Origin of the sequence: Micromonospora polyrhachis (assembly GCF_014203835.1) — a bacterium.
In the GTDB taxonomy this organism is placed as follows: Bacteria; Actinomycetota; Actinomycetes; order Mycobacteriales; family Micromonosporaceae; genus Micromonospora_H; species Micromonospora_H polyrhachis.
On record NZ_JACHJW010000001.1, the window covers coordinates 7,039,572 to 7,065,843 of the forward strand.

26 protein-coding genes are annotated in these 26,272 nt (G+C 69.5%); 14 read left to right on the plus strand and 12 right to left on the minus strand.

Annotated features, from left to right (window positions below):
• Nucleotides 1-2: 2 nt before the first annotated feature.
• Entirely contained in the window at nt 3-1,316 is a 1,314-nt protein-coding gene (locus FHR38_RS31085; protein WP_221449263.1) for a phospholipase D-like domain-containing protein, read from the minus strand.
• 119 nt (nt 1,317-1,435) lie between these two features.
• On the opposite strand from FHR38_RS31085, the gene FHR38_RS31090 reads away from it, so the two are divergent.
• Nucleotides 1,436-1,948, plus strand: a complete 513-nt coding sequence (locus FHR38_RS31090) for an NUDIX hydrolase (RefSeq protein WP_184538867.1) — start codon at nt 1,436-1,438, stop codon at nt 1,946-1,948.
• A gap of 174 nt (nt 1,949-2,122) precedes the next feature.
• On the opposite strand, the gene FHR38_RS31095 is transcribed toward FHR38_RS31090, so the two are convergent.
• On the minus strand, nt 2,123-2,845 hold the full coding sequence (locus tag FHR38_RS31095; RefSeq protein ID WP_184538869.1) for a CPBP family intramembrane glutamic endopeptidase: 723 nt from the start codon (nt 2,843-2,845) through the stop codon (nt 2,123-2,125).
• A 61-nt stretch (nt 2,846-2,906) separates the two neighbouring features.
• Here FHR38_RS31095 and FHR38_RS31100 point away from each other — a divergent pair, with 61 nt between their 5' ends.
• From FHR38_RS31100 to FHR38_RS31115, 4 genes are all read left to right on the plus strand, one after another.
• Nucleotides 2,907-3,551, plus strand: a complete 645-nt coding sequence (locus tag FHR38_RS31100; protein ID WP_184538871.1) for a TetR/AcrR family transcriptional regulator — start codon at nt 2,907-2,909, stop codon at nt 3,549-3,551.
• A gap of 49 nt (nt 3,552-3,600) precedes the next feature.
• On the plus strand, nt 3,601-4,083 hold the full coding sequence (locus tag FHR38_RS31105; protein WP_312882511.1) for a DUF2243 domain-containing protein: 483 nt from the start codon (nt 3,601-3,603) through the stop codon (nt 4,081-4,083).
• Complete coding sequence (locus FHR38_RS31110) at nt 4,080-4,901, plus strand: cytochrome c oxidase assembly protein (RefSeq protein WP_221449264.1); 822 nt, start codon at nt 4,080-4,082, stop codon at nt 4,899-4,901. The genes FHR38_RS31105 and FHR38_RS31110 overlap by 4 nt, the downstream gene beginning before the upstream one ends.
• A 121-nt stretch (nt 4,902-5,022) precedes the next feature.
• Complete coding sequence (locus tag FHR38_RS31115; RefSeq protein WP_184538875.1) at nt 5,023-5,598, plus strand: hemerythrin domain-containing protein; 576 nt, start codon at nt 5,023-5,025, stop codon at nt 5,596-5,598.
• A gap of 292 nt (nt 5,599-5,890) precedes the next feature.
• On the opposite strand, the gene FHR38_RS31120 is transcribed toward FHR38_RS31115, so the two are convergent.
• From FHR38_RS31120 to FHR38_RS31130, 3 genes are all read right to left on the minus strand, one after another.
• Nucleotides 5,891-7,042, minus strand: a complete 1,152-nt coding sequence (locus FHR38_RS31120) for a putative manganese transporter (RefSeq protein ID WP_184538877.1) — start codon at nt 7,040-7,042, stop codon at nt 5,891-5,893.
• A gap of 76 nt (nt 7,043-7,118) precedes the next feature.
• The gene (locus tag FHR38_RS31125) at nt 7,119-7,979 is read right to left on the minus strand and encodes a manganese catalase (RefSeq protein WP_184538879.1); all 861 of its coding nucleotides are present in this window, start codon (nt 7,977-7,979) and stop codon (nt 7,119-7,121) included.
• Nucleotides 7,927-8,910: a sensor histidine kinase gene (locus tag FHR38_RS31130; protein ID WP_184538881.1), complete on the minus strand. Its 984-nt coding sequence runs from the start codon at nt 8,908-8,910 to the stop codon at nt 7,927-7,929. Before FHR38_RS31130 ends, FHR38_RS31125 begins: the two co-directional genes overlap by 53 nt.
• 30 nt (nt 8,911-8,940) lie before the next feature.
• On the opposite strand from FHR38_RS31130, the gene FHR38_RS31135 reads away from it, so the two are divergent.
• The 4 genes from FHR38_RS31135 to FHR38_RS31150 all read left to right on the plus strand — a co-directional run bounded on the left by FHR38_RS31135 (nt 8,941) and on the right by FHR38_RS31150 (nt 12,655).
• Nucleotides 8,941-9,585 (plus strand): response regulator transcription factor, encoded by a 645-nt coding sequence (locus FHR38_RS31135; RefSeq protein ID WP_184538883.1) that lies wholly within the window; start codon nt 8,941-8,943, stop codon nt 9,583-9,585.
• A 118-nt stretch (nt 9,586-9,703) separates the two neighbouring features.
• Nucleotides 9,704-10,531 carry an MBL fold metallo-hydrolase gene (locus FHR38_RS31140; RefSeq protein WP_184538885.1) on the plus strand — a complete coding sequence of 276 codons (828 nt, stop codon included), beginning with the start codon at nt 9,704-9,706 and terminating at the stop codon, nt 10,529-10,531.
• Between the two features lie 205 nt (nt 10,532-10,736).
• Nucleotides 10,737-12,074 (plus strand): helix-turn-helix domain-containing protein, encoded by a 1,338-nt coding sequence (locus FHR38_RS31145; RefSeq protein WP_184538887.1) that lies wholly within the window; start codon nt 10,737-10,739, stop codon nt 12,072-12,074.
• On the plus strand, nt 12,071-12,655 hold the full coding sequence (locus FHR38_RS31150) for a flavoprotein (RefSeq protein WP_184538890.1): 585 nt from the start codon (nt 12,071-12,073) through the stop codon (nt 12,653-12,655). The genes FHR38_RS31145 and FHR38_RS31150 overlap by 4 nt, the downstream gene beginning before the upstream one ends.
• A 140-nt stretch (nt 12,656-12,795) precedes the next feature.
• On the opposite strand, the gene FHR38_RS31155 is transcribed toward FHR38_RS31150, so the two are convergent.
• From FHR38_RS31155 to FHR38_RS33020, 4 genes are all read right to left on the minus strand, one after another.
• Nucleotides 12,796-13,680, minus strand: coding sequence for a hypothetical protein (locus FHR38_RS31155; RefSeq protein WP_184538892.1), 885 nt, complete (start codon nt 13,678-13,680; stop codon nt 12,796-12,798).
• 141 nt (nt 13,681-13,821) lie between these two features.
• Nucleotides 13,822-14,937 carry a galactokinase gene (gene galK, locus FHR38_RS31160; protein ID WP_184538894.1) on the minus strand — a complete coding sequence of 372 codons (1,116 nt, stop codon included), beginning with the start codon at nt 14,935-14,937 and terminating at the stop codon, nt 13,822-13,824.
• On the minus strand, nt 14,934-16,028 hold the full coding sequence (gene galT, locus FHR38_RS31165; protein ID WP_184538916.1) for a galactose-1-phosphate uridylyltransferase: 1,095 nt from the start codon (nt 16,026-16,028) through the stop codon (nt 14,934-14,936). The genes galK and galT overlap by 4 nt, the downstream gene beginning before the upstream one ends.
• Complete coding sequence (locus FHR38_RS33020) at nt 16,025-16,150, minus strand: hypothetical protein (RefSeq protein ID WP_281384968.1); 126 nt, start codon at nt 16,148-16,150, stop codon at nt 16,025-16,027. The genes galT and FHR38_RS33020 overlap by 4 nt, the downstream gene beginning before the upstream one ends.
• A gap of 132 nt (nt 16,151-16,282) precedes the next feature.
• Here FHR38_RS33020 and FHR38_RS31170 point away from each other — a divergent pair, with 132 nt between their 5' ends.
• From FHR38_RS31170 to FHR38_RS31190, 5 genes are all read left to right on the plus strand, one after another.
• Complete coding sequence (locus FHR38_RS31170; protein WP_184538918.1) at nt 16,283-17,299, plus strand: hypothetical protein; 1,017 nt, start codon at nt 16,283-16,285, stop codon at nt 17,297-17,299.
• On the plus strand, nt 17,296-17,898 hold the full coding sequence (locus FHR38_RS31175; protein WP_184538920.1) for a hypothetical protein: 603 nt from the start codon (nt 17,296-17,298) through the stop codon (nt 17,896-17,898). The genes FHR38_RS31170 and FHR38_RS31175 overlap by 4 nt, the downstream gene beginning before the upstream one ends.
• Before the next feature lie 233 nt (nt 17,899-18,131).
• Nucleotides 18,132-20,771: a fibronectin type III domain-containing protein gene (locus FHR38_RS31180; RefSeq protein WP_184538922.1), complete on the plus strand. Its 2,640-nt coding sequence runs from the start codon at nt 18,132-18,134 to the stop codon at nt 20,769-20,771.
• A gap of 20 nt (nt 20,772-20,791) precedes the next feature.
• Nucleotides 20,792-21,904, plus strand: a complete 1,113-nt coding sequence (locus FHR38_RS31185; protein WP_184538924.1) for a DUF58 domain-containing protein — start codon at nt 20,792-20,794, stop codon at nt 21,902-21,904.
• Nucleotides 21,901-23,973: a transglutaminase TgpA family protein gene (locus tag FHR38_RS31190; RefSeq protein WP_184538926.1), complete on the plus strand. Its 2,073-nt coding sequence runs from the start codon at nt 21,901-21,903 to the stop codon at nt 23,971-23,973. The genes FHR38_RS31185 and FHR38_RS31190 overlap by 4 nt, the downstream gene beginning before the upstream one ends.
• A gap of 39 nt (nt 23,974-24,012) precedes the next feature.
• On the opposite strand, the gene FHR38_RS31195 is transcribed toward FHR38_RS31190, so the two are convergent.
• Genes FHR38_RS31195 through FHR38_RS31205 form a run of 3 tightly spaced genes read right to left on the minus strand, consistent with a single transcriptional unit; the run spans nt 24,013 to nt 26,272 of the window.
• On the minus strand, nt 24,013-25,155 hold the full coding sequence (locus tag FHR38_RS31195) for a TY-Chap domain-containing protein (RefSeq protein ID WP_184538928.1): 1,143 nt from the start codon (nt 25,153-25,155) through the stop codon (nt 24,013-24,015).
• Nucleotides 25,152-25,682: a DUF6301 family protein gene (locus FHR38_RS31200; RefSeq protein ID WP_184538930.1), complete on the minus strand. Its 531-nt coding sequence runs from the start codon at nt 25,680-25,682 to the stop codon at nt 25,152-25,154. Before FHR38_RS31200 ends, FHR38_RS31195 begins: the two co-directional genes overlap by 4 nt.
• 44 nt (nt 25,683-25,726) lie before the next feature.
• A complete protein-coding gene (locus FHR38_RS31205) occupies nt 25,727-26,272 on the minus strand; it encodes a hypothetical protein (protein WP_184538932.1) in 546 nt (181 codons plus the stop codon).

Here is a 26,272-nt window from a genome sequence, read left to right on the forward strand (position 1 = left end):
GATCAGGCTCCGCTGCTGCCACAGGCCGTACGGATCTTGTAGAAGTAGCTGAGGTAGCTGGCGTGGTACACGGCGCTGCTGATCCGGATCAGGGCCTGGTCGGACGAGCGCAGGGACGATCCGTCGAAGTTGGGGCTGCCGGTGTAGACGCGGGGCGTGATGCTGCCGTTGTAGTCGCCGTCGATCAGCATGAACTTGTTGTGGGGCCGGACGTCGATGCCCGGGGCGACGTTGAACTTGCAGCGCAGGTGCTGTATTCCGGCGGCTGCCAGCACGTCCACGACGTCGACCACGCCAGGGACGTCCGGGCTGGTCTCGGCGTAGATGACATCGATCCAGCAGCCCCGGCCACGCAGTTCGGCGAGCTTTCGGGCCACCTGGAGCCGGGAGTTAAGGAAGTGCAGCACGACGATGCGGATGTCGGTCTGGTGCCGCAGTCCATCGTGGCCGGTATAGCCGCAGCTGATCTCGTTGAGGGCGTTGACGATCGTGTCGCTGGCGGGGTTCCGGTAGTTGCTGTCCCGGCGTGGGAAGAAGTACGCGCGGAACGTGCTGCCGGTCGGCGTGCTCCAGTAGTAGGCGTTGCTGCCGGTGCTGGAGTAACGCAGTCGCCGCATGTCCTCGTGGTACCTGCGGAACCCGTTGTAGACCGTGGCGTCGACGAACGTCACCGCGTCGTTGTAGGACTCGACCTTGTACCAGTCGGTCAGGTTAGACGAGGTCTGGAACACCACGTTCGAATAGGTCGTGCCGTCGTCGAACGGCCCGATCTTGGAGAACAGGAAGAACTTGTTGTGGTTGTACGCCGGTCCCGGCGGCGGTGTAGCGATGCAGCCCCGCCTGACGTCGTCCACGCCACCACCCCCTTCGAACTGGTCGTCGCAGACGACGATCCACGACCGGGCGGCGTCGTCGCTGCCCAGCCCGGTGGTCGGGTCCCGCAACGCGTCATAGGCGGGACTGGGCTTGAGCTGACCCGCGCCGCCGAGGTACGACGAATCGTCAATGATGACCTTGACGTTGACCCCGCGGCCGTGTGCCGCGTTCAACGCGTCGGCGACGCCGATGTCGGTGAAGTCGAACATCGAGACGTGGATGTGTTCGCCCGGGGGTGTGGCGTCGACCAACGCGATGATCTGGTGAAAGATCGCCGCCTGCTGCTCTGGCGTTCCAAGTGGGTCGTTGAAGGTGCCGCCATCGATGGTCGGTTTGACGAGCGTCGCCGAGGCCGGACCGACCGGGATCACCGGTCCGCCGACCAGCAGCGGCAGTGCGGCGGCCAGAACACCGAGACGGGACAGGTTCCTCCTGGTCATCTTCGCTCCCCCGTTCCCCTCACACCGAGCGACATAGAGGTTTGTCGACATCGTCCGATAGGCTCGCAACAACCCTGGGCAGGATCGGGCCATGTTGGTTGCGTTACGCTCCATGGCCCATGGCCGAGCAACCCACCAGCACACCCAGACGCCGGTCGCCGAGGGTCCAACTCGTCATCGGGATCGTCCGCCGTGGCGACGATGTCCTGCTCGTTCGGGAGCGCCTGGGTCGCGCTGGCGAGCTGCTCTGGTCGTTGCCGGGCGGCGGGGTGCAGGACGGCGAACTGTTCCACGAGGCACTGCGACGCGAGATGCGTGAGGAGACCGGACTGCGTGTCGGTGATCCGACGCGGACCGCCTTCCTGCTACACATCGACTCACCGCAACACCCCTCGGCGATTGCGACAGCCTTCGAGCTGACCGAGTGGGAGGGCGAACTGGCACCTCAGGACGACGAGGTGACCGCGGCCCGCTTCTTTCCGTTGGCCGAGGCGCTCGGACTCGTCGGACAGTTGGACAGCGCCGCCCAACGCGACCCGATCGTCGGCTACCTCGACGGGTCGGTGCCGCCCGCGACCACCTGGCTCTACCGCAGCCGTGACGGCGAGGACCACCTGCTCGCACGCTGGTAACGCCTCCCCCGTCATCCCGCAGTGCTCCGCCGGCTGACGGCCGGAGGTCGATGGGTGACAAGCTCTGCCCATGGCCGACCACCCTGGCTCGGGCGATACGGCCTGGTCGCTGAGGAAGCATCGCCCAGCTGCGACTGCCGCCGGTCTAGTCGGCGGCTTCACCAACTCGCGTACTCAGCCGGCTTGGGCGGCAAAGGCCAGTACGACCAGGGCTCCGTTGCTCGCGGCATGCGCGATGATCGGCACCCAGAGGTTGCGGTAGCGGTGCAGCAGCCAGGCGAAGAGCAGGCCGGCAAAGAGCGCGCTGATGGTATTGAAGACGCGGGGCAGATGGACCACGGCGAAGAAGCCCGCCGAAAGGGTGATGGCGGCGAGGGCGGGCAGCCGGGCAGCCAGCCCTCGGTAGAAGACGCCGCGGTAGAGGACCTCCTCATAGATGGGGGAAACAATGGCACCGAAGGTGAATGCGAAGGTGAACTGCGCCAGCAGACTGCCGGCCGGATAGCCGCCCTCGCCCCCACCGCCGTCGACGAGGGCTGGGGGTAGCACCAGAAGCAGACCGAGGGTCAGCGCCGCCTTGGTCGCCCCCCAGCCGATCGCGATGCCAACTTGACGTCCCTGCGGACGGCCCAGCATGAGCGGTTCCCTCATCGCCCCGAACCGGTGGCGGACGATCACAAGGCCGACAGCCAACTGGGTGCCATTGATCATGACCCAGGCGATGCTCGACGCCGCCATCTCCGACATACCCAGGCTTAGTGGTCCCCGGGCCAGGAAGTCGGCCACCGACGAGTTGGCCAGGCCGATCCCGACGACGAGGACGATGGCCAGGTCGGCGTAGCTGAAGCGGATCACGTGCGGCGGTGCGCTGGTGGACCCCGGGGTGGAGTGGTTCATGAGGCTGACATTAGGTGGCTGACCTATATCGGTCAAGCGACCGGTAACCTAGAATCGGATCATGCCGAAGGTTGTGGATCACGAGGAACGGCGACGGCATCTCGGTGCCGCCGCCTGCGTCGTACTGGCCCGTGCCGGGTCGGCCGGAATGACGGTGCGCGCTGTCGCGAACGAAGCCGGGCTGGCCCTGGCCACCGCGCAGCACTACCTCCCGACCCGGGAACGCATGGTCCGGGCGGCGATCGACCATCTCGCTGGCCGGGTGGTAGACCGGGCCCGGACGATTCCCGCCGAATCCATCACCCTGGAGGTCGTTCGGCAGGCGGTCCTGCAGCTCGTTCCGCTGGACGACGAGCGGACCTTCGAGGCACGCGTGTGGCTGATCCTGACAGCGGAAGCGCTGGTCGACGACCAGATCGCCGCGATCCTGGCGGAGAGCGAGGCCGAGTTGCTGGCCAACCTCGAACGGCTGATCTCGCTCGGCATGACCAGCGGCAGCATCGGTTCCCACGTCGATGCCCGACTCGAGTCGACCGCACTGACCACGCTGATGGATGGCCTCACGGTACGCGTCCTGACCACCGGCCTGAGCCCAGCCGACGCCCACCGGGAGATCGACGCCCACCTCGCCCGGCTCACACCGAGGGGCGACGAGTCCACCACATCCGACCGGGATGGCAGGTTTGGTCCCCGCCTGCCGGGGTAGCAGCGCCGGACAGACCGAGGAACCAGTGACGACCAGGCAGGAAGTAGTCGTGGCCGAGCGCAGCCGGGTGACACCGACCGAGTCAGGATCCTGGGCCCGCTCCACGGCGGCAGCCACCCTGGTCGGCATCGGACTGATGGCGGCCGTGGACGAGATCGTCTTCCACCAGTTGCTCCAGTGGCACCACTTCTACGACCGGTCCACTCCCACGGTGGGCATCTTCTCCGACGGGCTCCTGCACACCGCCGAGTTGATCGCGGTGGTCGCGGGGTTCTTCCTCCTCGCCGACCTGCGCCGACACGGGCGACTCGTGCCAGCATCGGCATGGGCCGGGCTGATCCTGGGGCTGGGCGTGTTCCAACTCTTCGACGGCATCGTGGACCACAAGGTGCTGCGCATCCATCAGATCCGGTACGACGTGGACCTTCTCCCCTACGACGTGGTCTGGAACGCCGGGGCGGTACTGCTGCTGGTGATCGGGACAGTGCTGGCACTGCGCGTCCGCCGCCGGATGGCCGGACCGTCCCGATGAGCATCGTCTTGGCTCACTCGGCCAGCGAGCCGAGCGGTCTGGACTGGCTGCCGGTCCTTCTGTCGATCTTCGCCACCATGGCCTATCTCGTCGCCGCAGCGCGGGCCGGGCGGACGCCGACGGGGTGGTCCCCGCTGCGGACGGCCGCCTTCGTCACCGGGATGGTGCTACTCGCCGTGGCCCTCTCCCCCACGATGGCGGCGCGCGCCCACCACGACATCCGAGTCCACATGGTCCAGCACCTGTTCGTCGGGATGTACGCGCCGCTGGCGATCACCCTAGCCGCCCCGGTGACACTGCTGCTACGTAGTGCTCCGCTGGGCTCACGGCGGCGCGTCGCGGCGATTCTCCGCAACCGGTCATTGCATCTGCTGGGCCACCCGCTGACCGCCCTACTGCTCAACATCGGTGGTCTCTACCTGATCTACCTGACCCCGCTGTACGCCCTCGCCACGACGAACGAGACAGCACACATCGCAGTACACGTACACGTCCTCGCGGCCGGCTACCTGTTCACCTGGTCGATCGCCGGGCCGGACCCGGCCCCACGGCGACCCGGCCTCGCGGTCCGGCTCACCGTGCTCGTGGTGGCCGGTGCCGCGCACTCGGCCCTGGCCAAGCTGCTCTACGCCCAGGCATCGCACTGGCCGGCGGGGGTCACCATCAGTCCGGTGGCGACCCGGGACGCGGCCCAACTGATGTACTACGGGGGCGACCTCGCGGAGGTGCTCCTGGCTGTCGCCCTCTTCGCGGCCTGGTACCGACGCCGAGCCCGCCGCGTCACCGCGGTCCCCGGCGAGGTTGCCACCCCCGCCTGACCCAGCCTGCCCGTCCGCCCGTTCGACCGGCCCCGAGCAGGACGGACGTGACTGACATGGAAGCGGGTGGGTCGGGAAAACGGCCAGCAGAAGAAAGCGCCGGGACCGGAAGGAATAAACCATGACAACCAGCATTAAGCAGGACGTCTTGGACCTACTCACCGATCAGCACCATGAGATCAAGGCGCTCTTCGGCCAACTGGCCCGCGCGCAAGGTGCCGACAAGCGTGAGCTGTTCGAACGTCTGGTACGGCTGCTGGCAATACACGAAAGCGCCGAGGAGATCGTCGTTCACCCCACCGCCCGACGCCGGATCGCCCAGGGCGAGAAGGTGGTGGCGAACCGGGAGCACGAGGAGGACCAGGCGAAACGGGAGCTGGCCGCGTTGTACGACATGGGTGTCGAGCACCCGGACTTCGACGCTCGGCTGGCCTCCTTGGCGGAGGCGGTCATCCAGCACGCTACCCGGGAGGAACTGGAGGAGTTCTCGGCCCTTCGGCAGAACGCGTCGCCGGAACAGCTCCGGCTGATGGCCGGGGCGGTACGCGCGGCCGAGGCAATGGCACCGACCCGGCCGCATCCGCACAGCGGGGAGTCCGCTACCGCGAATCTCGTCGCAGGTCCGCCGATGGCACTGTTCGATCGGGTACGGGACGGAGTACGCGACTGGCGTCAGTCCCACCACGAACAGGATTGAGCGGCACCAGGAGGATAGGCAGCAGTCGTACCCGCCGCTCCTGCACCGCCACCGCCACCGGGATGAGCAGCGTGGTTGTCGCCAGGACGACCTGCGTCCAACCGGGCCAGCCGGTCAGAACGGCGACAACCACGACCGCGGCCAGGGCATGGAACTGAACGCGGGTCCGGGTCAGGGAGACCACCCTGCCGGCCGGCTCGGATCTGATCTCGTCACCATCCCGGCCGCATGGCCGACTCGGCGTCTCCATTTCCACATCCCTCCTTGCTCGACGTGTCCCCGATGTCGCCATCTAGACGGCCAGTAACAGGCTCACACCAACGACGATGGCCGGGATCGTGGTGATCAGGGTCGCCAGCGCGGCGGCCCGACGGCGTAGTGCCGCCAGCGGGATAAGGGCGTCACCGTCCTGACTGATCGCGTTGGCCACCAGGGTGGGGGTGGGTAGGCCCCCGCTGACGTAGAGGCCGGTAAAGACGATCTGCACCGCACATCCGGGAATGAGACCGATCAACGCCCCGACGAGGACACCGACCACACCGGCGAACGCCAACTCGGAGCCGTCGAAGCCGGTGGTCGTGGTGAGGATCTGCCAGCCCAGATAGGCGACGGCGACCCAGACGGTGATGAACGACGCCTCGTGTGCGCTGTGTCGGAACGTGTCCCGCAGGCTGTGCGGACGCGCGGTCTCCAAGCTGTCGTCGGCGAACCGGCCACGCCCGGCGGCGAAGATCAGTAGGGCGGTCAGCGTGCCGAGGCAGCCAAGCGCGAGGTAGGGGTCGATGCCACCGAGCGCGGCGCTGAGTAGGGACGGATCGACCGCATGGAAGACCACCGGTACGGAGACCAGGAAGGCCGGCGTGGTCAGTCCCCAGAACGCCACCGACATCCTGCGCTGCCGGTCGACCCGGCCCCCAGCCTCGTCGAGTACGGCGAGCGGAGCCGACCGTGCGGTCGGGGCGGGTGCCGGTGCCGAGGATCCGACCGGCAGCGGCCGACCGATGCCGGACCGGTCGCCGAGAGTGCCGGTCGTTCGGTCCGGCGCCGTCCGCGCGGGGTCCACGCCGAACAGGTCGATCGCGTACCCGGTGGCCAGCCCCACCGCGAAGAGCAGGGCGTGGATCTTCAGCGCGAACATGGGGTCCGCGGCGATCACCACCCAGGAGGAGTCGCCCATGGTCGAGGCCAGAGCAGCCACGACGGTGCCGAAGGACACCTTGCCCCGGGCATACAGCGGCATGAGGATGATCGCGCCGCCACAACCGGGGCTCACCCCGAGCAGGGCACCGACCAGGGGCCCGAGCCGGGGATGCCGGGTCAGGCCATCAGTGGTCCGGTCACCGTAGCGCCACCGAAGCCAGCCGAAGAGCGCGACCAGCACCGCGACGTACACACCCACCTGCATGAACGCGTCCGCCAAGGGACGAACCAGAAGTTCTACCATGATCGACTCACTCCCGATGGGCAGCGCCGGACCGTCGTACGCGTCGGACGACCCGGCGCAACGCGAGACAGCTCAACTACTTCTTTTTCTTGCCCGCACCGGAGGAACCGGCGGGTGGCGGAGTGCCGTACAGTCGCGGGTCGCCGGCCGGTAGTACCGGCTCGCCCGCGTGCGCGGTCGGCTGCGCCTGGTAGCTGAACTCACCCTTGCCATCCGGGCTGGGGCCGGAGGCCCACCTGCCCTCGGCCGCTTCCTGCCCTTCGGAGAAGTCGATGTACTGGTAGGCGAACGCGTTCTCCTGTTCGGCGTCGGGGAACGCCTCGGGTACCGGCATCTCCTCCAGTCCGTCCTCCTTGAGTTGCTCGATCGCGGCCAGCCACATGTTCTGGTGCATGGTGTCGCGGGCCAGCAGGAAGCGGAGCATCTTCTTGACACCCGGGTCGTCGGTCATGTTGAACAGGCGGGCGACCTGCAACCGACCCTGCGCCTCGGCGGTGACGTTGAGGTGGAAGTCGGCGAGCAGGTTACCGCTGGCGGTGATGAACGCTCCGTTCCACGGCACACCGTTACTGTCCGCCGGCAGGGGGCCGCTACCGGCGTGGATGAAGTGCGCCGGATTCGACCCGGCGTAGATGGCGGCCAGCATCGGGTTGTCCTCGGCCGCCGCCTCCTGCACGGACAGCGGCGCGCTGTCCAGCAGTCGGGCGATCATCGTGCAGATCATCTCGACATGGCCCACCTCCTCGGTCCCCACGTCGAGCAGCAGGTCCTTGTACTTGCCGGGTAGCCGGCAGCTCCACCCCTGGAACAGGTACTGGGTGGCGACGGTCATCTCGCCCCACTTGCCGCCCAGCACCTCCTGCAGCCGGCGGGCGAAAGCGGCGTCAGGGCCGTCCGGCTTGGCCTCGAACTGCAGGTCCTTGATATGGCTGAACACGGTGTCCTCCTCGATCGCGGATGGCAGACACCGGCTCCATTCCCTTCCTGCCGACCCATCGGGGCCAACCCCCGACCCGCCGGGGCCAGTTGCCGGCCACCGGTTCGTGCGGGCCGCCGGGAAGCACCACCTCGACCGCGGTGCCGGACGGCCGGATAGCGTACGCGTCGACGCTTCCACCCTCTGCCACGACCAACCGATGCACGATCCAGAGCCCGAGGCCGGAGACGCCGGGCGGTGGGGTCGGCCGACGAAGGGCGGCGCGCAGCAGTCCGGAGCTGTTCCCCTCGTCGGTCACCACGAGCACCAGATCGCCCTGTCGGATCGAGGCGGAGATCCGTACCCGGCCCTCCGGTGGACCGTGTCGCAGGGCGTTCTCGACCAGATTGCCCAGCACCTGGCGGATACGCGGCACCGCCACCGGGCGGTTTCCGGCCGCGCGGCTGATCCGTACCCGTATCCGCCCGGGTGGCCCGGTCGCGGTCACGGCCGGCAGGACCTGGCGGAGCGGGAGTGTGCGACCGTCGGTGACCGTACCGGTGGCCTGCGCGACCGCTCCCCGCCACACGCCGTCGAGATGCACCGCCTGCGCCCGGACGAGCTGGAGCAACGCCCGCTGGTCGGCCGCACCGAGCCGCGCCGGTTGGTCGATCAGCGCCCGGGTCAAGGACTGCAGCGCGGTGATCGGCGTCCGAAGTTCATGACAGAGCGCCCGCAGGATCAGGTTCTGTGCCTCCGCGCCGGCGGTCGCTGCCGGGCCGGTCCGTAGCCGGAGTCGAGGCCCGAGCCGGCGAACGGGGTTTGCGGCGAGCACCGACGTGGCCGCCCGCGCCACCACGGCTCCCGCCACCCCCGCCAGTACGACCGGGAGCAGCAGCCCGCCGGTCGTCGGCCGTGGTCCCGTCCTCGCTGGCTGCACCCTGTGGGGCATGGTCACGTCCCTTCGGGGTAACGGATCGGCGTGCCCGGACCGGCCACCGTTCGTATCGCGCTGGTTGACGATCATCCCCTCTTCGTTCGAGGTCTGGAACTACTGCTCTCCACCACCAGCGGCGGGCGGGCAGAGGTGGTGGGATCAACCGGAGACGCCGCTGCTGCCGCGTCGCTGATGCGCAGATGCCTGCCCGACCTCGCCCTGGTCGACCTGCACATGCCACCCCCCGGTGGAATCCGCGCCATCGCCGCCATCCGCCGAACCACCCCCGGTCTACGGGTCGTCGCCATGTCCGGTCTCGACGAGACCAGCCTCGCCCTCGACGCGCTCCGGGCCGGGGCCGTCGGCTACCTGCCCAAGAGCAGCGAGCCCGAGGAACTGTTGCCGCCCCTGCTGGCGGTCCTGGACGGCTGGGCGGTGCTGCCCACCGGCCTGCTCACCGCGCTGCTCACACCGGCACGTACCGGTGTGCTGCCATCGGTGCTGCTCGACGACGAGGAACGTCTGCTTCTGCAGCTTATTGCGAAGGGGAACAGCACGGTGGAGATCGCCGACAGGCTGCACGTCTCGGAGCGAACCGTGAAACGGCTGACCGCCGCCCTGCTCCGCAAGCTCCGGGTCTCGACCCGGACCGAGGCCGCCGCCCTGGCTGGCAACGCTGGCCTGATCTGACCGTGCTTCGGCCGGACGGACCAGTCGACTGACAGAGGTCAATTCTTCGGACGCTCGACCCGCCACCGTGGTTCGATCTCCATTGGTACGGCGATCAGCAGCCAGTCGAGGGGTGAGGATGGCGGAGAGTCACGGCACGACAACCACCGTGACATTCGTCGGTACGGCGACCACCCTGCTGAACCTGGGTGACTTCACCCTGCTCACCGATCCCAACTTCCTGCACGCCGGCCAACGGGCCTATCTCGGGTACGGGATGTGGACCCGACGCCGTACCGACCCGGCCATGTCAGTCGAGGACCTGCCGGCGCTCGACGGCGTCGTCCTGTCCCACCTGCACGGCGACCACTTCGACCGGGTCACCCGGGCCGGACTGCCCAAGGACCTCCCGATCATCACCACGCCACAGGCCCAACGTCGACTCCGCCGCTGGGGTTTCGCCCACGCGGAAGCCCTGAGCACCTGGGAGAGCCAGGTGATGACCCGTGGCAACCAGCGCCTGCGTATCATCTCGATGCCTGGCACGCACGGGCCCGGCATCGTCGGTCGTCTCCTCCCCGCCGTGATGGGCTCGATCATCGACTTCGAGCAGGACAACCGCCGGCTGCTCCGGCTCTACGTCACCGGCGACACACTCAACCGGTCGATGCTCGCCGAGATCCCACAGCGTTATCCCGGCATCGACGCGATGCTGATCCACCTTGGCGGGACACGCATCCTGGGGATACTCGTGACGATGGACGACCACCAGGGGGTCGAACTGGTGAACCTCGTCCGCCCTCGGCTGACCCTGCCGATCCACTACGACGACTATCCCGTCTTCCGCTCCCCGCTACAGGCCTTCCTCGACCTGGCCCGTCTCGAGGGAATGACGGCGGGCGTACGTCCCATCCGCCGGGGCGAGACCGTCGCCCTCCCACAGTTGGCCACGCCCCCACCGGCATGACGGTTCGACAGCGACCACGAGCCCCGACCTGCCACAATCCGCCGATTCCGGCTGGGCGTCGCGGTACGAGGCACTTCCCAAACCAGTGACGGGCGAAGCGCTCGCTACTGGAAATGCGTCATCACCCGGTGCGCCCTGCGGGGAGTCACTCCGCGTGCCGATACGATCACCAAGTCGGGGACTGTCCGTTTCGGAAGGACGCGCGATGGCTGCGGTAACGACCTGGACCGGCCGGGAAGCGAACGCGCTACGCAAGGCGTTGCGGATGAGCATGACCGCCTTCGCCGAGCACCTGGGCGCGGCCGAACGGACGGTGGCCAAATGGAGCAGCCAGGGCGACACAATCCTTCCGCGTGCCGACATGCAGGCCGCGCTGGACACCGTGCTGGCACGAGCCACACCCGACGTACAGGAGCGCTTCGAGGCACTACGGACAGCGGACACCAGCGGTACAGCCGTACGCACCACGCAGCCGCACACCGGCGCGGATGCTGACCCTGGAGGTGACGGATACTGCGGCGCGGGCTCGGCTGGTGACGTGCGACGGAGAGACCTGCTGCGTGGCACGGCGACCGGCTCCCCCGCTGTACCCGGCGTCGCGTCACTGCTCGACATGCTCCTCTCGCCGCTGCATCCACACACGGTGGCATTGTCCGTTCAACAGTTCTCCCGCGACGTATCCGCCGCCAAGGTCGACTATCAAGCCTGCCGGTACGAGCACGTGCTCGACCGGCTCATGACGCTGCTACCGGCCGTCGAACCCACCATGGCCAGCGCGGAGGGCGGGCAACGCGCGCAGGTGAACGTTCTAGCCACCGATCTGTATCACGTCGTCGGTAGCGTCCTTCTCAAGGTGGGCTGCCGGGGGATGGCCCTGGTCGCTGCCGAGCGGAGCACCCGCGCCGCTGCGGCGAGTCAGGACCCGGTGGCGATCGCCGCGAGCGCACGAATCATGACCCATGCCCTGATGAGCAGTGGCCACGAGGACCAGGCGGTGACCCTCGCCAGCAAGGCTGCCAGTGTGCTTGACCAGGACACCCGCCTTGCGTCAACTGACGCAATCGCCATGTACGGTGCCCTTGTCCTCCGGGGTGCCGTCGCCGCAGCCCATCGGGACGACCGGGACACCGCCCAAGCCATGCTCGACGAGGCGACCCGCGCGGCGGTCCGGCTCGGTTACGACGGCAACGACCGGTGGACCGGCTTCGGTGCCACCAACGTCCTACTGCACCGGGTCAACATCGCACGGACCCTCGGCGACGCCGGCACCGCCATCACACTCGCCCATGAAATACCCCTGGACAAGATCACGCTCGCCGAGCGCAAGGCCTCGCTGTACGTTGACGTCGCCCGCGCCTACACGCAGTGGGGGCGCTACGGGCAAAGCCTGACCGCGCTGCGTACCGCTTACGCGGTGGCACCCGAGGAGATCCGCTGTCGTCCGGCGGTCCAGCAGATCGCTCGCGACCTCGCCCTCCTCGCCAAGGGCTCGGTCCGCACCGCCATCGTCGACTTCACCCAGGGCATCGGAATCCCACTATGACCGGAGGTCATCTGCAGATCGTCGTCTGCGGCGCAGGCTGTGCCGCAGACGTAGCCCGACTCGTCGACACCGCACAGAAGCAGACCTGGACGGCGGCGGTCACCGCCACACCCAATGCGATGGACTTCATGGACGTGCCGGTGATCGAGAAGCTGGCCGGCGTTCCCGTCAGATCCCACTACCGGGCTTCTCCCGGCGCGCGACGCTCGCTTCCCGCCGCTGACGCCCTGGTCGTCGCACCCGCGACCTACAACTCAATCAACAAGATAGCCCTTGGCCTGGCCGACAACTACGCCATGACCTCGGTCGCCGAGCTGATCGGACGTCAACTGCCGACCGTCATCGTCCCGTTCGTCAACGCCGCCCTCGCCGCCCGGCTCCCCTTCCGCCGCGCCGTGGCCAGCCTCCGTGACGAGGGAGTACGCGTCCTACTCGGCCCTGAAGACGGCTGGGAACCCCACCCCCCGGGGAGTGGAGACGATCGGCGGCGTGTGTTTCCCTGGGCGGCGGCCTTCGAGACAGCGGCCCGGCTCGCCTACGAAGTGCGGTCCCCTCGGGGGCGCCCGATGCAAACGTGGTAGTGGGTCGGCCGGGCCGACGGCGACGAAACCGTCGTTCTCGAGCGTACGCCGAAGTCGGCTGAGCTACCCGAGTCGAGCGCGAACCGGCCTCGTAGCGCTGCCACCTCGGCACCACCGGGATCGATCTCCCACAGCAGGCGCTAATCGACGCGGCGCAGCCGGCCCGTCTCGACGGCCCGCGCGTCGAGAAGCACCAGGATCTCACCATCGAACCCGGCTCGCCGAACTGTCCAAAGCCAGGACGCAACCGGCACGTTGTCGCACGCCGCCAGGGTGACGGGACCGGCCACGCCGAGCAGCGTGCCACGCGGTGCGGAGACCCATCGACCATCCTGGTCGTTGCAGCCATCGGACGCGCGCCACTCACCATCCGCAGCGAACTCCACATACGCCGCCCTATGCCCGTCGACCGGAATCCACCGCCCCATCAGTCGCTGCCGGTCGGCGGGAATCAGCGTTGCCGGCAACTCGGCGGCCGGTGCCACGGCCCGGCGGAACTGCTCTGTGACCACGGCTGGTTCCACCTCGGTGGTTGCCAGCTCCGGGACGGGTGTGGGCGTCGCGCCCGGGATCAGCCGGGCAACCGGTTGGCCCAGCCCATCCAGGAGCACGACTACCCGGCCGTCGAACCGGTACGCGACGACACGTCGCAGCCATCGGGGGGTCTGCTCGCTGGCCCGCTCACAGCCCCGAATGCCCTGGGTGGCGGTGGGAGCACCGAAGATCTTGGCGACGAAGACGCCATCGACGTCGGCCTGCCATGATCCGCTCAGGGTTCCACAGCGGCTGCCGAACACGTACAGATCATGGGACGCGAGCCGCAGGATGGTGCCGGTGCCCTTCTCCCCGACACCGGCGAGCGTCCAAGAACCGACCAGCGACTCGGGTCCCGAAGATGCGTTAGCACCGGTGACGACTGGCAATGGGACCTCGTCCGCCGCTAGCGGTGCGTCACCCTCCACAGCACACCCGGTGAGCAGTGCGCCGGTCATGGCCAGCGCCATGAAATGGCCCTGCCGTCTCATTCTGTCCCCGTTCCGTGACCGTCAGCGAATCTGCTGATTCGACGACCGGGATGCGCTGACGGTTCCCCTGGCCTGCGGCTGGACTTCCCGCCGCCGCACCTGCTGACCAGTTGCGGCGACCACCCGGGCTCGGGTGGTCACCTACCCGAGACGCGTCGCGCCCCGGGCGGGCGTCGCCGGGAACACGTGCGGAGCCGCGAAGCCGTGCGTCGCGAACGCGTCGGTCACGGCCGCGCCGACCTCGTCGGCACGGTCGGTGTCGACCAGGGCGAGGACGCACCCGCCGAACCCACCGCCGGTCATCCGCGCCCCGTACGCACCGGCAGCCAGCGCGGCGGCCACCGCCACGTCCAACTCCGGCACGGTGACCTCGTAGTCGTCACGCAGCGACTCGTGCGAGGCGGTAAGCAGCGGCCCAATGCCAGCGGCACCACCCGCCCGCAGCAGGCGCACGCATTCGAGCACCCGCTCGTTCTCGGTGACGACATGCCGTACCCGTCGGCGCATCACCTCGGAGCCGAGCCGGTCGACCGCGGCCAGGCCCACGTCTCGGAGGGCCGACACGCCGAGTTCCGCTGCCGCAGCCGCGCAGGTCGCCCGGCGGGCCGCGTACTCACCGGACACCAGCCGGTGTGGCGCCCGGGTGTCGACGACGAGCAGGGTCAGGCCCGCGCCGGCCAGGTCGAGTGGTACGTGCGACGACGCAAGCGTCCGGCAGTCCAGGAACAGGGCGTGGCCCTCCCGGCACAACGTCACCGCGGACTGGTCCATGATGCCGCAGGGCATCCCGACGTACGCGTTCTCCACCTGCTGTGCCAGGCGGGGCCAGTGCGCGGGGGCCAGTGGGATCTGCCCGAGATCGACCAGCGCACCGAGCACCGCGCACGCCAACGCCGCCGACGACGACAGCCCCGCACCGACCGGCAGGTCGGAACTGATCGTCAAGCGGGCGCCCGGCACGTCGTATCCTGCCTCCCGCAATGCCCACACCACCCCGGCGACGTAGGCGCCCCAGCCGGCCGGCTCACCGGGTGTCAGGTCGGTGGCGTCGAAGGAGACCGGATCCGTGGCACTATCGGACGTCGCGATCCAGCGCCCCTGTGGCAGCGGCGTCGCGGTGACGACACAGCGTTGTGGGATGGCGAAGGGCAGCACGTACCCGTCGTTGTAGTCGGTGTGCTCGCCGATCAGGTTGACCCGGCCCGGGGCCGCCCACACCACGCCTCGGTCCCGCGCCACCGACAGAATCGCACTCACGCCGCCACCTCCCGCAAGTGTCGCGCCGCCTCCTCCGGCCGGATGTCGTTGATGAAGACCCCCATCGCCGATTCCGACCCCGCCAGGTACTTGAGCTTCCCGGGTGCCCGCCGGATGGTGAAGACCTGCAGGTGCAGGTATGCCAGGTCGCGGTCAACCCGGGTGGGCGCCTGGTACCACGCCGAGATGTAGGGTGCCGGCCGCCCGAACAGACGGTCGAACCGGCGGAGCACGTCGAGGTAGATCGGGCCGAACGCGTCCCGCTCCGGTCCGGTCAGCGCGGGGATGTCGGGTACCCGGCGGTTCGGGTAGAGATGCACCTCGTACGGCCAACGGGCCGCTGCCGGCACGAAGGCGGTCCAGTGTTCGTTCTCGGCGACGATCCGCTCCCCCGTGGCGCGCTCAGCCGCCAACAGATCGGCGAACAGGTTCGCACCTGCCCGGTCCGCCGCGTACCGCCGCGCGGAGGTGAGCATCCGGCGTACCCGGGGTGGCACGAACGGGTAGCCGTAGATCTGCCCGTGCGGATGATGCAGCGTCACACCGATCTCCTCGCCCCGGTTCTCGAAGCAGAAGACCAGTTCCACGTCGCCCCGCGCGGACAGTTCGGCGGTCCGGTCCGCCCAGGCCTCGACGACGGTGCGTACCCGCGACGGTGACAGCGACGCGAACGATCCGCCGTGTTCGGCGGTGAAGCAGACGACCTCACACCGGCCGGCACCGGACCGAGATGCCGCAGCTGGGCCGGACCGCACCACAGCCTCGGCTGGCATGTCCGAGGCCCGGTGGCTGAACGCGGGAAACCGGTTCTCGAAGACCACCACGTCGTAGTCGGACGCCGGGATCTCCGATGGTCGATCGACCGTGGCGGGGCAGAGCGGACACTCGTCGGACGACGGAAGGTGGGTACGGGTCTGCCGGTGCGCCGCGATCGCCACCCACTCGTCGAGGACCGGGTCGTAGCGCAGCTCGGAGGCGACCGGTGGGGGCGGGAGGGACCGCCGGTCGACGGCGTCACGCACCGAGTCGTCGCGTTCGTCGAAATAGATCAGCTCCCGACCATCGGCGAGCTGGGCAACGGTGCGCTTCACGCTGACGCGGGCCCGGTGGAATCGACCGTCACCAGCTCGCCGACCCGTTCGGGTGGGCTGATGACGGGTTTCGGCCGGTGGGCCAGATCAGGCATCGCCACCTGGCGTTGCTGCGCGAGCATCCGTTGTCACCTTTCCCACCACGAACTGGTGGCTGGACACAGCTTCGACCTTGTCGACACAGAAGTCAACGGAGATCAACAATCCGACCGGGCTGCTTGCTTCCGCTCGGGGATCTACTGAACTATGTCCGCGTGACAGGGGACCGGAACCCGACCAGGCTCCAACCAGCCTTCGCGCTCTGGGTAGCCGCGGCACTCCTCGCCGCCACCACGGTGTTGCCGGTCATCCGCGGCCGTGGCTTCGCCCCCCTCGCCACCGGCGCACTCGCCTGCGCGATAGGAATCGGCCTGACCTGGTGGGCGGCCCGCCAGGGGCAACGGTCCGCCGCGACAGCTCTCCTCGCGAGTACGGGCCTGTGGGCCGGTCTCACCGGCTGGCTGTCGACGCTGCTCCTCGACCGGATTCCGGTGGTCGCCGTCGCGTCGGCGGCGGTCTGTGCGGTGGCGGTCACCGCCCTGGCGAGCCGCCTGGCCGCCGGGGTCGGTCGGGTACTCGTCACCGCCGTGGCCGTGGTCACCGTCGCCACCGCCGTGGCGGCTGGTGGGATCACCGCAGGCGCTGACGTCGGGCAGCCGGCCCGCCTCGCGCCGGTCGTCGTCCTGCTCAGCTTGGGGCTGCTGGCCCGGCACTCGCTCGCGGCCGGCGGGCTGACGCAGGCCACCTTCCGGCTGCGCACCGCCACCGAGCCGGCGGAGCGCTCCGAACGACAGCTCACCGTGGCCGAGGAGTACCTACGCGGTGGGCTGGTCGGGCTCGCCACCGTCGCCGGTGCCGGCGCGGCGACCCTGCTCGCTACGGGCAACGTGACCGATGTGGCGCTCGGTGTGGGAACAGCCCTGCTGTTGTGGACGCGGTCCCGGCTGTTCGAGCGGATCGCGCACGTCCTGCCGCTACGCGTAGCCGCCCTGTCGGCGCTCCTCGCCGGAGCGGCCCGGATACTGGCCGCCGCACCCACGTGGGGCTTGGCGGTGGGTCTGCTCGTGCTCGGTGTCGTGACCGTCTGCGCGGCCAGGTCCGACGGTTGGCTCGTCCACCGGGGCCGTTGGCTCCGGGCTGGTGAACTGGCCCTCGCCGGGACCGTAGCGGTCACGCTTCCCATCGCGGTCGGCTTGTTCGACTTCGAGCCAACGATTGGGGCGGCCGGATGAAGCGCTGGTTTCCCGATCCGGGTGACATCGCGGCAGAACGCGCCGCCGCCGAGAGGTTACGGCAGCTTCCCGCCACCCCACGCGTGGTGGCGGTCTGTTCCGGAGCGGGCGGGGTGGGTGTGACCACGGTGGGTACGGGTATCGCCGCCACGCTGGGCACGCTCTGGCCGGACCGGGTGGCGTACGTCGGGCTGGCCGCGACGCCGAGCCTTTCCGGGGTGCACGTCGTCACGGCACCACTATGGACCGATCAGGTCGACCTTGCCGAGGTCACGCGGCTCACCGAACGGTTCACCGTCCTACTCCTGGACATCGGCGCGTACGCCGACCCGACCGCACGCGCACTGCTGGGGCTGGCGGACCGACTGCTGATCGTCACCGACCAGGCCGGACGGGGTGTGGAGCGTGTGCTGGCCCGGGTGGCGGAAGCCGGGCCGGCAACGCGTACGACGGTCATCGTCGGTCGGGACACCGAAAACCGCGATCACCTTTGTTTGCCGCACGACAAGGCGTTACGGAAATTGGACGCCGAAATCCTCGACCGTGTCCGTCCGGCGACCCGGCGTGCCTACCTGACGATCGCCGCCTGGTGCCTGTAGACGATCGCCGTTTGGCACAGTGGACAAGGCATCCCGGTCCGCCTGCCCGGTCGTCCGTGCATTTCCGCCGTGCGAAACGCCCTCGATGGCGCACCGAAATCGTCTACGTCGGACGCGCGTCGTACCCGGCGTCGGCGCTCGTTTTTATCGACCGCTGAAGACGGGTTTCGCTCACGATGGAAGGCGCGATAGGCTGCCGCCCGGCCACACCTGCACGCGCTGCGGAGGCGACAATGAAGCTGTACCGGCTGACAAAGCTGCGAAAGCTGACCAAGGGTTACGCGGCGGGGGCAGGAGTGGCGGTGCTCGCCCTGGCGGCCACCATATTCGCGGTCGGGGCCACGGCACAACAGCCGGCGATCGCCGATGGCGCCTCATGGCTATGGAGTCGTGACACCGGGGAGGCCGCCCAGGTCAATGCCGTCTCCGGAGTCGTCGGCCTCCGCCAGCCGATGATCGACGCCCAGGGGCACCGGGTCCGAATCAGCCAGAGCGACCAGTACGTGATCCTCCATGATCTGGACACCGGTCAGGTGACCTCCATCGACCTCGCCCGGCTCGGCTTCTCGGGCTCGCTTGAGCTGGGGGTCAAGGAGGAGACGGCACTGCTGCTCGACAAGGGCATGGCCGTCCTGGTCGATCGCAGCCGCGGCATCGTGCGCCCGGTCGACCCCGCCAACCTGCAGGCGACGGGCGAGCAGTTGCGACTGCCCAGCCCGCTGGTCGGTGGCGGATTCGACAAGTCCGGGCAGTTGTGGCTGAGCGTGCCGAGCCAGGGCACCGCGGTCGCCCTACGAGTCCATGAAGGAAAGCTGCGGGTCGAGCGGACCGAGGCGGTCACCTCACCTGGCCGTGCCCAGACGCTGACCGTACTCGATGAGGGCGCGCTCATCGCCGACCGAAGCGGCGCCGACACGATAACCATCGTGGGGCGGAAGGGCACCCGGCAGATCAAGTCACCCGTTTCGCTCACCAGTGCGGTCGTACCGGACCGTACGATCGGCACGACCGCGGTGATCACCGTACCGGCCGAGCAGAAGGTCGTCACCATCGGTGACGTGGCGAATGGCGCGTTGGTGCGTACTCTGCCGCTACCCGCCAAAGGCGATACGACGCAGCCGGCGGTCAGCTTCGCCAACCGGGTCTACGTTCCCGATCAGTCGGCCGGTGTGGTACGCGTCTTCAAAACGGACGGTAGCCCCGCCGGCACGATCAATGTCGGTAAGCCACAGACTCCGGTGGAATTGGAGGTGCGCGAGGATTTCCTGTTCATAAACGCACCCGATTCGGAGACCGCGGTAATGGTCAACGGTTCGGGGGAAACCTCCAAGGTGGAAAAGTACGACCCGAAGCAGACCAGCCCGACTCCGGGTCCCAGCGCGCCAGCCACCGAACAACCCACTGGACAACCCACCGTGGCGCCGCCCACCGCCCCGGTCGATCCGACACCCGCCCCGACCACGACTCCCACGCAGGTGCCGGTGCAACCGCAGCGCCCCGGTCCGCCGGTCCCGGTCACCGCGCTGGCCGGTGACGGCGATGTGCGGCTCTCCTGGGGCCGGGCGAAGCGCGGCTCGGCACCGGTGCGCAACTACACGGTCGTGTGGGAAGAGGGCGGCGGTGGCCAGGTCCGGGTCGACGGCGACGTGCTCCGCACCACGATCAAGGGCTTGGACAACGGCACCACCTACCGGTTCCGGGTCTTCGCCACGAACTCGGTCGGGGCCGGTCCGCCGGCGCTCTCGCAGCCGGTGACACCGCAGGCCAGCAAGCCACCGGCCACTCCCGCCGCCCCCAAGGCGACGATGGAACTCAACGACGCCGGATTCCCCACCGGTGCGATCGAGGTCAGCTGGGCTGCGGTGGCACAGGCCGCCGACTACGTGGTGACGCCGATCCGGGATGGCCAGGCCGGCAGCAATCCACCGCAGATCGTCTCCGACAACAGCGCCCGGTTCCCCGGCCTCACCGCCGGTCAGACCTACACGTTCACCGTCACGGCGCGTAACGCGGCCGGTCGGGCCTCGGCGGCCAGTCCGCCGAGCGAGCCGATCCGGGTCCACTACGCCCCGGCTGCGCCGGGTGGCGTCTCCGGCCAGCAGACCGGGCCGAACACGTACCTCATCAAATGGAGCGCCGCGAAGACCCACGGGACCGCGGTGACGTCCTACACGGTGCGCGACAGCAGGGGCGCGGAGCTGGCCAAGGTCAACGCCTCCACCCTCACCGCCACCGTCACCGCGACCGGGCTTACCTCGGTCACGGTGACCGCCGGCAGCAGCGACGGGGACGGGCCGGCCGGATCCGGCCGGATACAGACCGCCACCACGCCGCAGGTCAGGATCACGTCGACGAGCGCCACCCAGAACTCGATCACGGTGCGGTTCACCGTAGCCGGCGGCGGTGCGCCCACCTGCGCGATCCTCGTGGACAACCAGCGTCGGGCCGAGTCCTGCACGTCGCCGATGACCGTGCGCGACCTGAGCCCGAACACGGCCTACCGGGTGACCGTCGAGGCGACGAACTTCATGGGCACCGACAGTGCCGAACGTGAGCAGCGCACCCAGCGCGTCACCTACGGCGCACAGGTCACCTGCACCGACGCACCGAACAACCCGCAGCCCAACTTCTGCGCGAACGGCCTGCCGGTCTACTCGGACAGCAACGACAACGGTGCGGTACGCCGACGCGTCGGCAACGGATCCCGGATCACGCTCCACTGCAAGGTGCACGGCGAGAACCAGCAGGCCGGGCCGTACAACCACTACAAGGAAGGCGACCACTGGGTGGAGCTCACCGATGGCGGTTGGATGTCGTGGGTGTGGCTACGGTTCGACAACGGCGACAACGTGGAAGCGATCCAGAACTGTTGATCAGACCAACCGCACGGGGGGTGGGCACGACACTTGGTGGTTGCCTCCTGCTGTTAGCCGGCCTGCTGCTCGGCTATCGCGAACTGTTCATGCTGGGTGCGGCCGGACTCACCGCGGTGGCGGTGGGTACGGTCTGGGGCCTCGTCCCCCCGGCCCTGCACGTCGACCGCGTCGTCGTACCCGGGCGGGTACGACGCGGCGAACCGGCCGATTCCGTCGTCGACGTCATGGCGCGGGGTCGCGCGGGTAGGCTCCTCTCGCTCCACGACGGGGTGTGGGACGCCGACGGCAAGCCTGCGTCCGAGGCGGTCACCACCGAGGTGTTCGCCCGTCCCGGCCTACCGACCCGGGTACGGCTGAGGTTGCCCACCAACCAACGTGGGGTCTTCCAGGTCGGGCCGCTACGAATCGGCCGTACGGATCCACTCGGCCTGTGGTCGGCGCTACGGCCGGTCGGTACGGCGCAACAGCTCGTCGTCTGGCCGACCTGGCATGCCGTGCCCGCGTCCGCGATCGGCCGCACCGCGCAGATCGAGGCCACCCGGGATCCGCAGCACACGGAGAGCACCACCTTCCACACCCTGCGCGAGTACGTCTCCGGCGACGACCTACGCCACATCCACTGGCGTACCTCGGCCCGCATGGGCACCCTGATGATCCGTAGGCACGAGGGCGCCTCCATCGCGCGTCTGGTGCTGCTGATCGACGACCGCGCGCCGTCGTACGTCGACGCCGACAGCTTCGAGCAGGCCGTCGAGGTCGCCGCCTCGGTGTTGGTGTCGCTGACCGATGCCGGGCGCCGGCTCGCGGTGATGAGCGCTTCGGACCCGACCCGCGATCCGGTGACCACCACCGCCGCTGGCCTCGATCTGCTCGCCGCAGCCCGGCTGACCAGCTCGGGCGTGTCCGACCAGCGGATCCAGGCCCAGCTGCGGCTACGGCCGTTGGGTGACGCGCTGCTCGTCGTCACCGGCACCGTCGGGGACGTGACACTGGCTGCTCCGCTCGCCGCCAAGTACCACTCGGTGCAGACCTTGGAACTTGGCCCGGAAACCAGACTCGATGTCGCCGGCGCGGTGATCGCCGCACCGACCGCCGCCGGTATGATCGCCCGACTGCGGGAGCAACGATGAACCAACTGGTGCTCGCCGTGGCCATCGCCACCGCCGGCGTCGCCGCCGGTGGCCAGATCGCGGGCGGCTACGTCGGCGACCTGGCCTTCTGGGCCATCGCAGCCGCCGCGGTCGGCGCAGCCCTGGTCGACCAGGTGACGGCCAGACACCGGGCGCTGACCATACCGGCCAACATGGTGGGCCTACTCGCGGTGCTGCTCACCCTGCACCGGCTGGTGCCGGCCCCGGACGGTCTGCTCGACGCTCTCCTCCACGCGGGGGCCCGACTGCTGACCAGCGCCACCCCCATCCCGCCCCGGGTGGACACCCTGGCCCTGCCCGTGATGGCCACCTGGATCGCGGTCGCGACGAGCGGCGCGCTGGCCCGGGGCCGCCATTGCGGCACCGCCGTGGTCCCGCCCGTCCTCCTCGCCTGCGCGATGTTGGCGATGGCCGGCCCGCGCCGGGACCCCGGTTACCTGCTCACCGCGCTCCTGGTCGCGGCGCTGACCGTCATCCTCGCCGCCACCCGGACCGCGCGAGCGCCCCACCCGCAACCACGACTGAGCCGGCTGGGCGCCACCATCCTTCTCGCGATTGTGCTGGCCACGGCGACCGGGCTACTGACACCCGGGCTGCTGCGCAACGCCACGACGAGCCCGCCCGACCTGCGTACGATGGTGCTCCCCCCGGTGCAGGCCCCGAACCAGGTGCACCCGCTGAGCCTGCTGGGCCGCTGGCAGGCCCACCCGGAACAGCCGCTACTCGCCGTCGACTCGAATCGCCCGGTCGCGTTGCGATGGGCCGTGCTGCCGGACTTCGACGGCAAGGGCTGGCAGCCGGCGGCGTCCTACCTCGCTGCGGGCGGGGACCGGGCGCCCCGACAGTTGGCGGTCGCTGCCGAGTCGGTACGCGCAAAGGTCGTAGTGGTGGGTCTGACGGGTGGCTGGTTGCCGGTGCCCGACGGTCTGGATCGGATAAGTGGGGTGTCGATCGCCATCGACGAGGAGTCCGGCAGCGTCGTCGTACCGGGCGGGCTGCGCGCGGGACAGCTGTACGAGGTCGAGGCGGCGGTACCCGCGCCGACGCCAGCCCAACTACTCACGGCGCAGATCCCCACCTCGCCCACCTTCGACCGTTACCGGGAGCTTCCCCCGGGCAACACCGGCCCGATCTTCTCGTTGGCACTCGATGGCGCGGGCGACGGGCTGCCGTTCCAGCAGGCGACGGCGTTGGCCACGTGGTTGAAGCGGAACTACCGCTACGACCCGTTGGCTCCGGGCGGCAGCGGCTATCCGAGTATCGTCCGCTTTCTCGCGGCCAAGCCGCAGCTCGGCGGCGGTCGGGGCACGTCGGAACAGTTCGCCGCCGCGTACGCCGTCCTGGCTCGGGCACTTGGCATCCCGGCCCGAGTGGTGGTCGGGTTCGATTCGAAGGCTCCCAAGGCGGGCTCGACCATAACCACCATCACCGCTGGTGACGCGCGGGCGTGGCCCGAGGTCTACCTGGAACCGGTGGGCTGGATTCCGATGGACGTGACCGCCCCTCGGGCGTCCGACAAACCCGAGACGAGTCCCGCCCCCCAGCCCACACCGTCCACCGCAGCGTCGACGTTGCCGGCGCCAGCCGTACCGGATGTCCCGACGGTCGAGATGGAGGGTGGCGATGGTTCCGGCGTTCCCTGGTGGTGTCTCGCCCTGCTGCCGATACCGGTGGCCGGTGCACTCGGGCTGATCGTCCTGCTACGCCTCCACCGGAGTCGCCGTCGCCGGACCGGCCTTGACGACCTGAGCCGACTCCGGGGTGCCTGGGCCGAACTGCTCGACGCCGCGCGACTCGCCGGGATCCGGATCCTACCGTATTGGACGGTTGGCGCGACGGTAGCCGCGATGAGCACCGCCGTGGCGACCGCCCCCGCGTCGCACCTGGTCGTGGTGGTGAACCGGACCTGGTACGCCGCCCGGCCCGACACCGATGGCGTGGCGCTGGCGGTCACCCAGGCCATGGATCTCGTACGTGGGATTCGCCGGAACGCGAGTCGGCTGCGTCGCTTCCTCTGGTGGCTCGACCCTCGACCACTGTGGTGGTGACGGGACGCGCCTGCGGCTGGTCGACCGCCCTTGCTCGGGTCAGCCCTCCTTGAGTAGATCGGCCGCCCGGATGACCGCTGACTCGTCGACCGCCGGCAGTTGGTATCGCCGACCGGCCAGATGGGCCAGGAGATCGACCTCGGGGGCGATGCCGTACCGCTGGGCGAAGTAGGCCAGCGACTCGGACCACACCCACTCCCCATCGGTACGGAAGTGCAGTGGCACGATCTCCGGACGCGCCGGGTCGAACGGGTCCGGGTCGAAGCCGTACGCCACCGCCACCAGCGGGGCGGTCCGTAGGTAGGTGGCGACCGCGGTACGGTCCGGCTCGGCGAGCCGGGGTGTGCGTACGATCGGCTGGCCCTGCTCGTCCCGCTCGGCGTCGACGGCGGCGGCCAACCTCGGTCCCGGCCGATCGTGCCCCACCGGACCGTCCGCAGTTCCCGGCTTGCGCTCGGCCACGGTTCCGGACCGCCGCTCGGCCACGGTTCCGGACTGCCGCTCGACCAGCCCTCGCCACCAGGCCGTCACCCGGTCCGCGACTGCGGCTTCGATCGGCACCAGCTCGTCATCGAGTTCGCCCAGCTCGGCCAACTCCACGGTCTCCGTGGCGCGCCACTGGCCGTCCCGGCCGAGTGCCTCGTCGTGGTCGACCGCGCCGATCCTGACCCGGCGCAGCAGGCCGCTCGGGCGGTCCGGCGTGTCGTCGGGGGCCACCCGGGCGTAGTACCGGATCTCGATCTGGTCCAGCCCGAGGTCGAACGCGAAACGCCGGCCGTCGTCGGAACTCCATGCCTGGTAGGCGAGTTCCTTCGGGCTGGCCAGCCCGAAGACGTCCCGCGCCAGCCGGACCAGGTGGGCGGCCAGTTCGGCGTGGCCGGCGGCCGGAGCCGGCCAGGCGAGCTCCCGCCACCAGTGCCCGGGATGCGCCACGTCCGGCACGGACCATCCCGACTTCCGCAGGGCGTCCTCCCGCTCGGCGGGGAGCCGGGCGGCGCCCACCCCGGGGGCCGCAGCGGAGACCTCGACGACCAGCCGGTCGGTACGCTGCCACAACTGGGCGAAGTATCCGTCGACCGGACGCGCCACCTCGTGCAGTTGCAGCACCGCACCGTCCGACAACCGCCCCAACAGGCCGGTCAGCCGGACTGTGAGCTCACCCCAGGTGGTCTCCACAGTCACCACTCCTCCTCGTCGACCGACGGTTCCGCCGCCGAATCGGCCAGGCGCGCTACCTCCTCGTCCAGGCTGGTCGCGTACTCGGGCGACAGCAGCGCCAACTCGACGAAGACACCGCCGTCGCGTACCCGCAAAATCCCGCTCGCAGCGGCCCACCGGACCTCGGGCGCGGGGCCCGGTCGGCGGTCGGCCGGCGCGCCCAGGACGGCCCCGACGGCACGTACGGCGGTGGCGAACGCGTCCCGCCGGAAGGCGACGGCCTCCTCGGACTCGCCGACCGCCCCGGCCGTCACCATGGCCGACAAGACGGTCGCGGCCGGGCCGGAGAACGACAGCTCGGCGTAGTCGGTGACCGGGGCGAGCCCGACCCGTAACACGACGCCGCTGCGGGTGGGTCCGGCCGCCACCGACCAGCCCAGCTCCGTCAGCGCCCGGTCCAGCTCGGCGACGGACCACGACCACCGCAACCCGGCCAACTTGCCCGTCAGCCCTACGAGCTGTTCCGGCGTGAGCGCACGGGCTGGGTCCATGGTGTTGATCGTAACCACCTCCGGTGGGGCGGCTGGGACGCGAACTACCGGTCGAACTCGGACAGGGCCCGGTCGTAGGCGGCCTGAGCGGCCTCCAGTCGCACCCGACCGAACCGACCCGGCTCCGCTGTTCGGACCAGCCGACCTCGATGCGACCAGAACGCGTCCTCCGGGACCGCCACCGCACCGGCCGGCAGGAACTTGAGCACCTCGCTGATCGCCGCGCGGGCCGCCAACAGGTCGATACGTGCCTGTTCCCGTTTCGCGTCGGCCAGGTCGTCCAGCTCCACCGGGACGCTGCCGTAGACGTCCGCCACCCACAGCCACTCGCCCGCGTCGATCAGCTCCGACGGTTGTCGACCAGGTGCCCACTCCCCCTCGCCCGGCGCGACCAACTCGTCAGGCTGCCGGAACTCGAACCCCCTCGGCCGGCCGCACTCCACACACTCACCGGTGTAGCTGACGAGCCAATCGTCACCCACCAGTTCGAGGGAGCTGGTCCCGCCGAAGTCGACCTCTCCGCAGGGGCAGGGATGCAGCTCGAAGTAGAGGTGCGCCTCCTCGTTCGTACGGACCAGCGGCGGCGCCAT

Bases quoted from the DNA above. Each gene is read 5' to 3' on its own strand.
- FHR38_RS31145 (WP_184538887.1), top strand. From the start codon at position 10,737: ATGGCTGCGGTAACGACCTGGACCGGCCGGGAAGCGAACGCGCTACGC.
- FHR38_RS31090 (WP_184538867.1), top strand. From the start codon at position 1,436: ATGGCCGAGCAACCCACCAGCACACCCAGACGCCGGTCGCCGAGGGTC.
- FHR38_RS31140 (WP_184538885.1), top strand. From the start codon at position 9,704: ATGGCGGAGAGTCACGGCACGACAACCACCGTGACATTCGTCGGTACG.
- FHR38_RS33020 (WP_281384968.1), bottom strand. From the start codon at position 16,150: ATGCTCGCGCAGCAACGCCAGGTGGCGATGCCTGATCTGGCCCACCGG.
- FHR38_RS31115 (WP_184538875.1), top strand. From the start codon at position 5,023: ATGACAACCAGCATTAAGCAGGACGTCTTGGACCTACTCACCGATCAG.
- FHR38_RS31100 (WP_184538871.1), top strand. From the start codon at position 2,907: ATGCCGAAGGTTGTGGATCACGAGGAACGGCGACGGCATCTCGGTGCC.
- FHR38_RS31095 (WP_184538869.1), bottom strand. From the start codon at position 2,845: ATGAACCACTCCACCCCGGGGTCCACCAGCGCACCGCCGCACGTGATC.
- FHR38_RS31190 (WP_184538926.1), top strand. From the start codon at position 21,901: ATGAACCAACTGGTGCTCGCCGTGGCCATCGCCACCGCCGGCGTCGCC.
- FHR38_RS31200 (WP_184538930.1), bottom strand. From the start codon at position 25,682: ATGGACCCAGCCCGTGCGCTCACGCCGGAACAGCTCGTAGGGCTGACG.
- FHR38_RS31085 (WP_221449263.1), bottom strand. From the start codon at position 1,316: ATGACCAGGAGGAACCTGTCCCGTCTCGGTGTTCTGGCCGCCGCACTG.
- FHR38_RS31120 (WP_184538877.1), bottom strand. From the start codon at position 7,042: ATGGTAGAACTTCTGGTTCGTCCCTTGGCGGACGCGTTCATGCAGGTG.
- FHR38_RS31155 (WP_184538892.1), bottom strand. From the start codon at position 13,680: ATGAGACGGCAGGGCCATTTCATGGCGCTGGCCATGACCGGCGCACTG.
- FHR38_RS31150 (WP_184538890.1), top strand. From the start codon at position 12,071: ATGACCGGAGGTCATCTGCAGATCGTCGTCTGCGGCGCAGGCTGTGCC.
- FHR38_RS31180 (WP_184538922.1), top strand. From the start codon at position 18,132: ATGAAGCTGTACCGGCTGACAAAGCTGCGAAAGCTGACCAAGGGTTAC.
- FHR38_RS31205 (WP_184538932.1), bottom strand. From the start codon at position 26,272: ATGGCGCCGCCGCTGGTCCGTACGAACGAGGAGGCGCACCTCTACTTC.
- FHR38_RS31110 (WP_221449264.1), top strand. From the start codon at position 4,080: ATGAGCATCGTCTTGGCTCACTCGGCCAGCGAGCCGAGCGGTCTGGAC.
- FHR38_RS31130 (WP_184538881.1), bottom strand. From the start codon at position 8,910: ATGCCCCACAGGGTGCAGCCAGCGAGGACGGGACCACGGCCGACGACC.
- FHR38_RS31175 (WP_184538920.1), top strand. From the start codon at position 17,296: ATGAAGCGCTGGTTTCCCGATCCGGGTGACATCGCGGCAGAACGCGCC.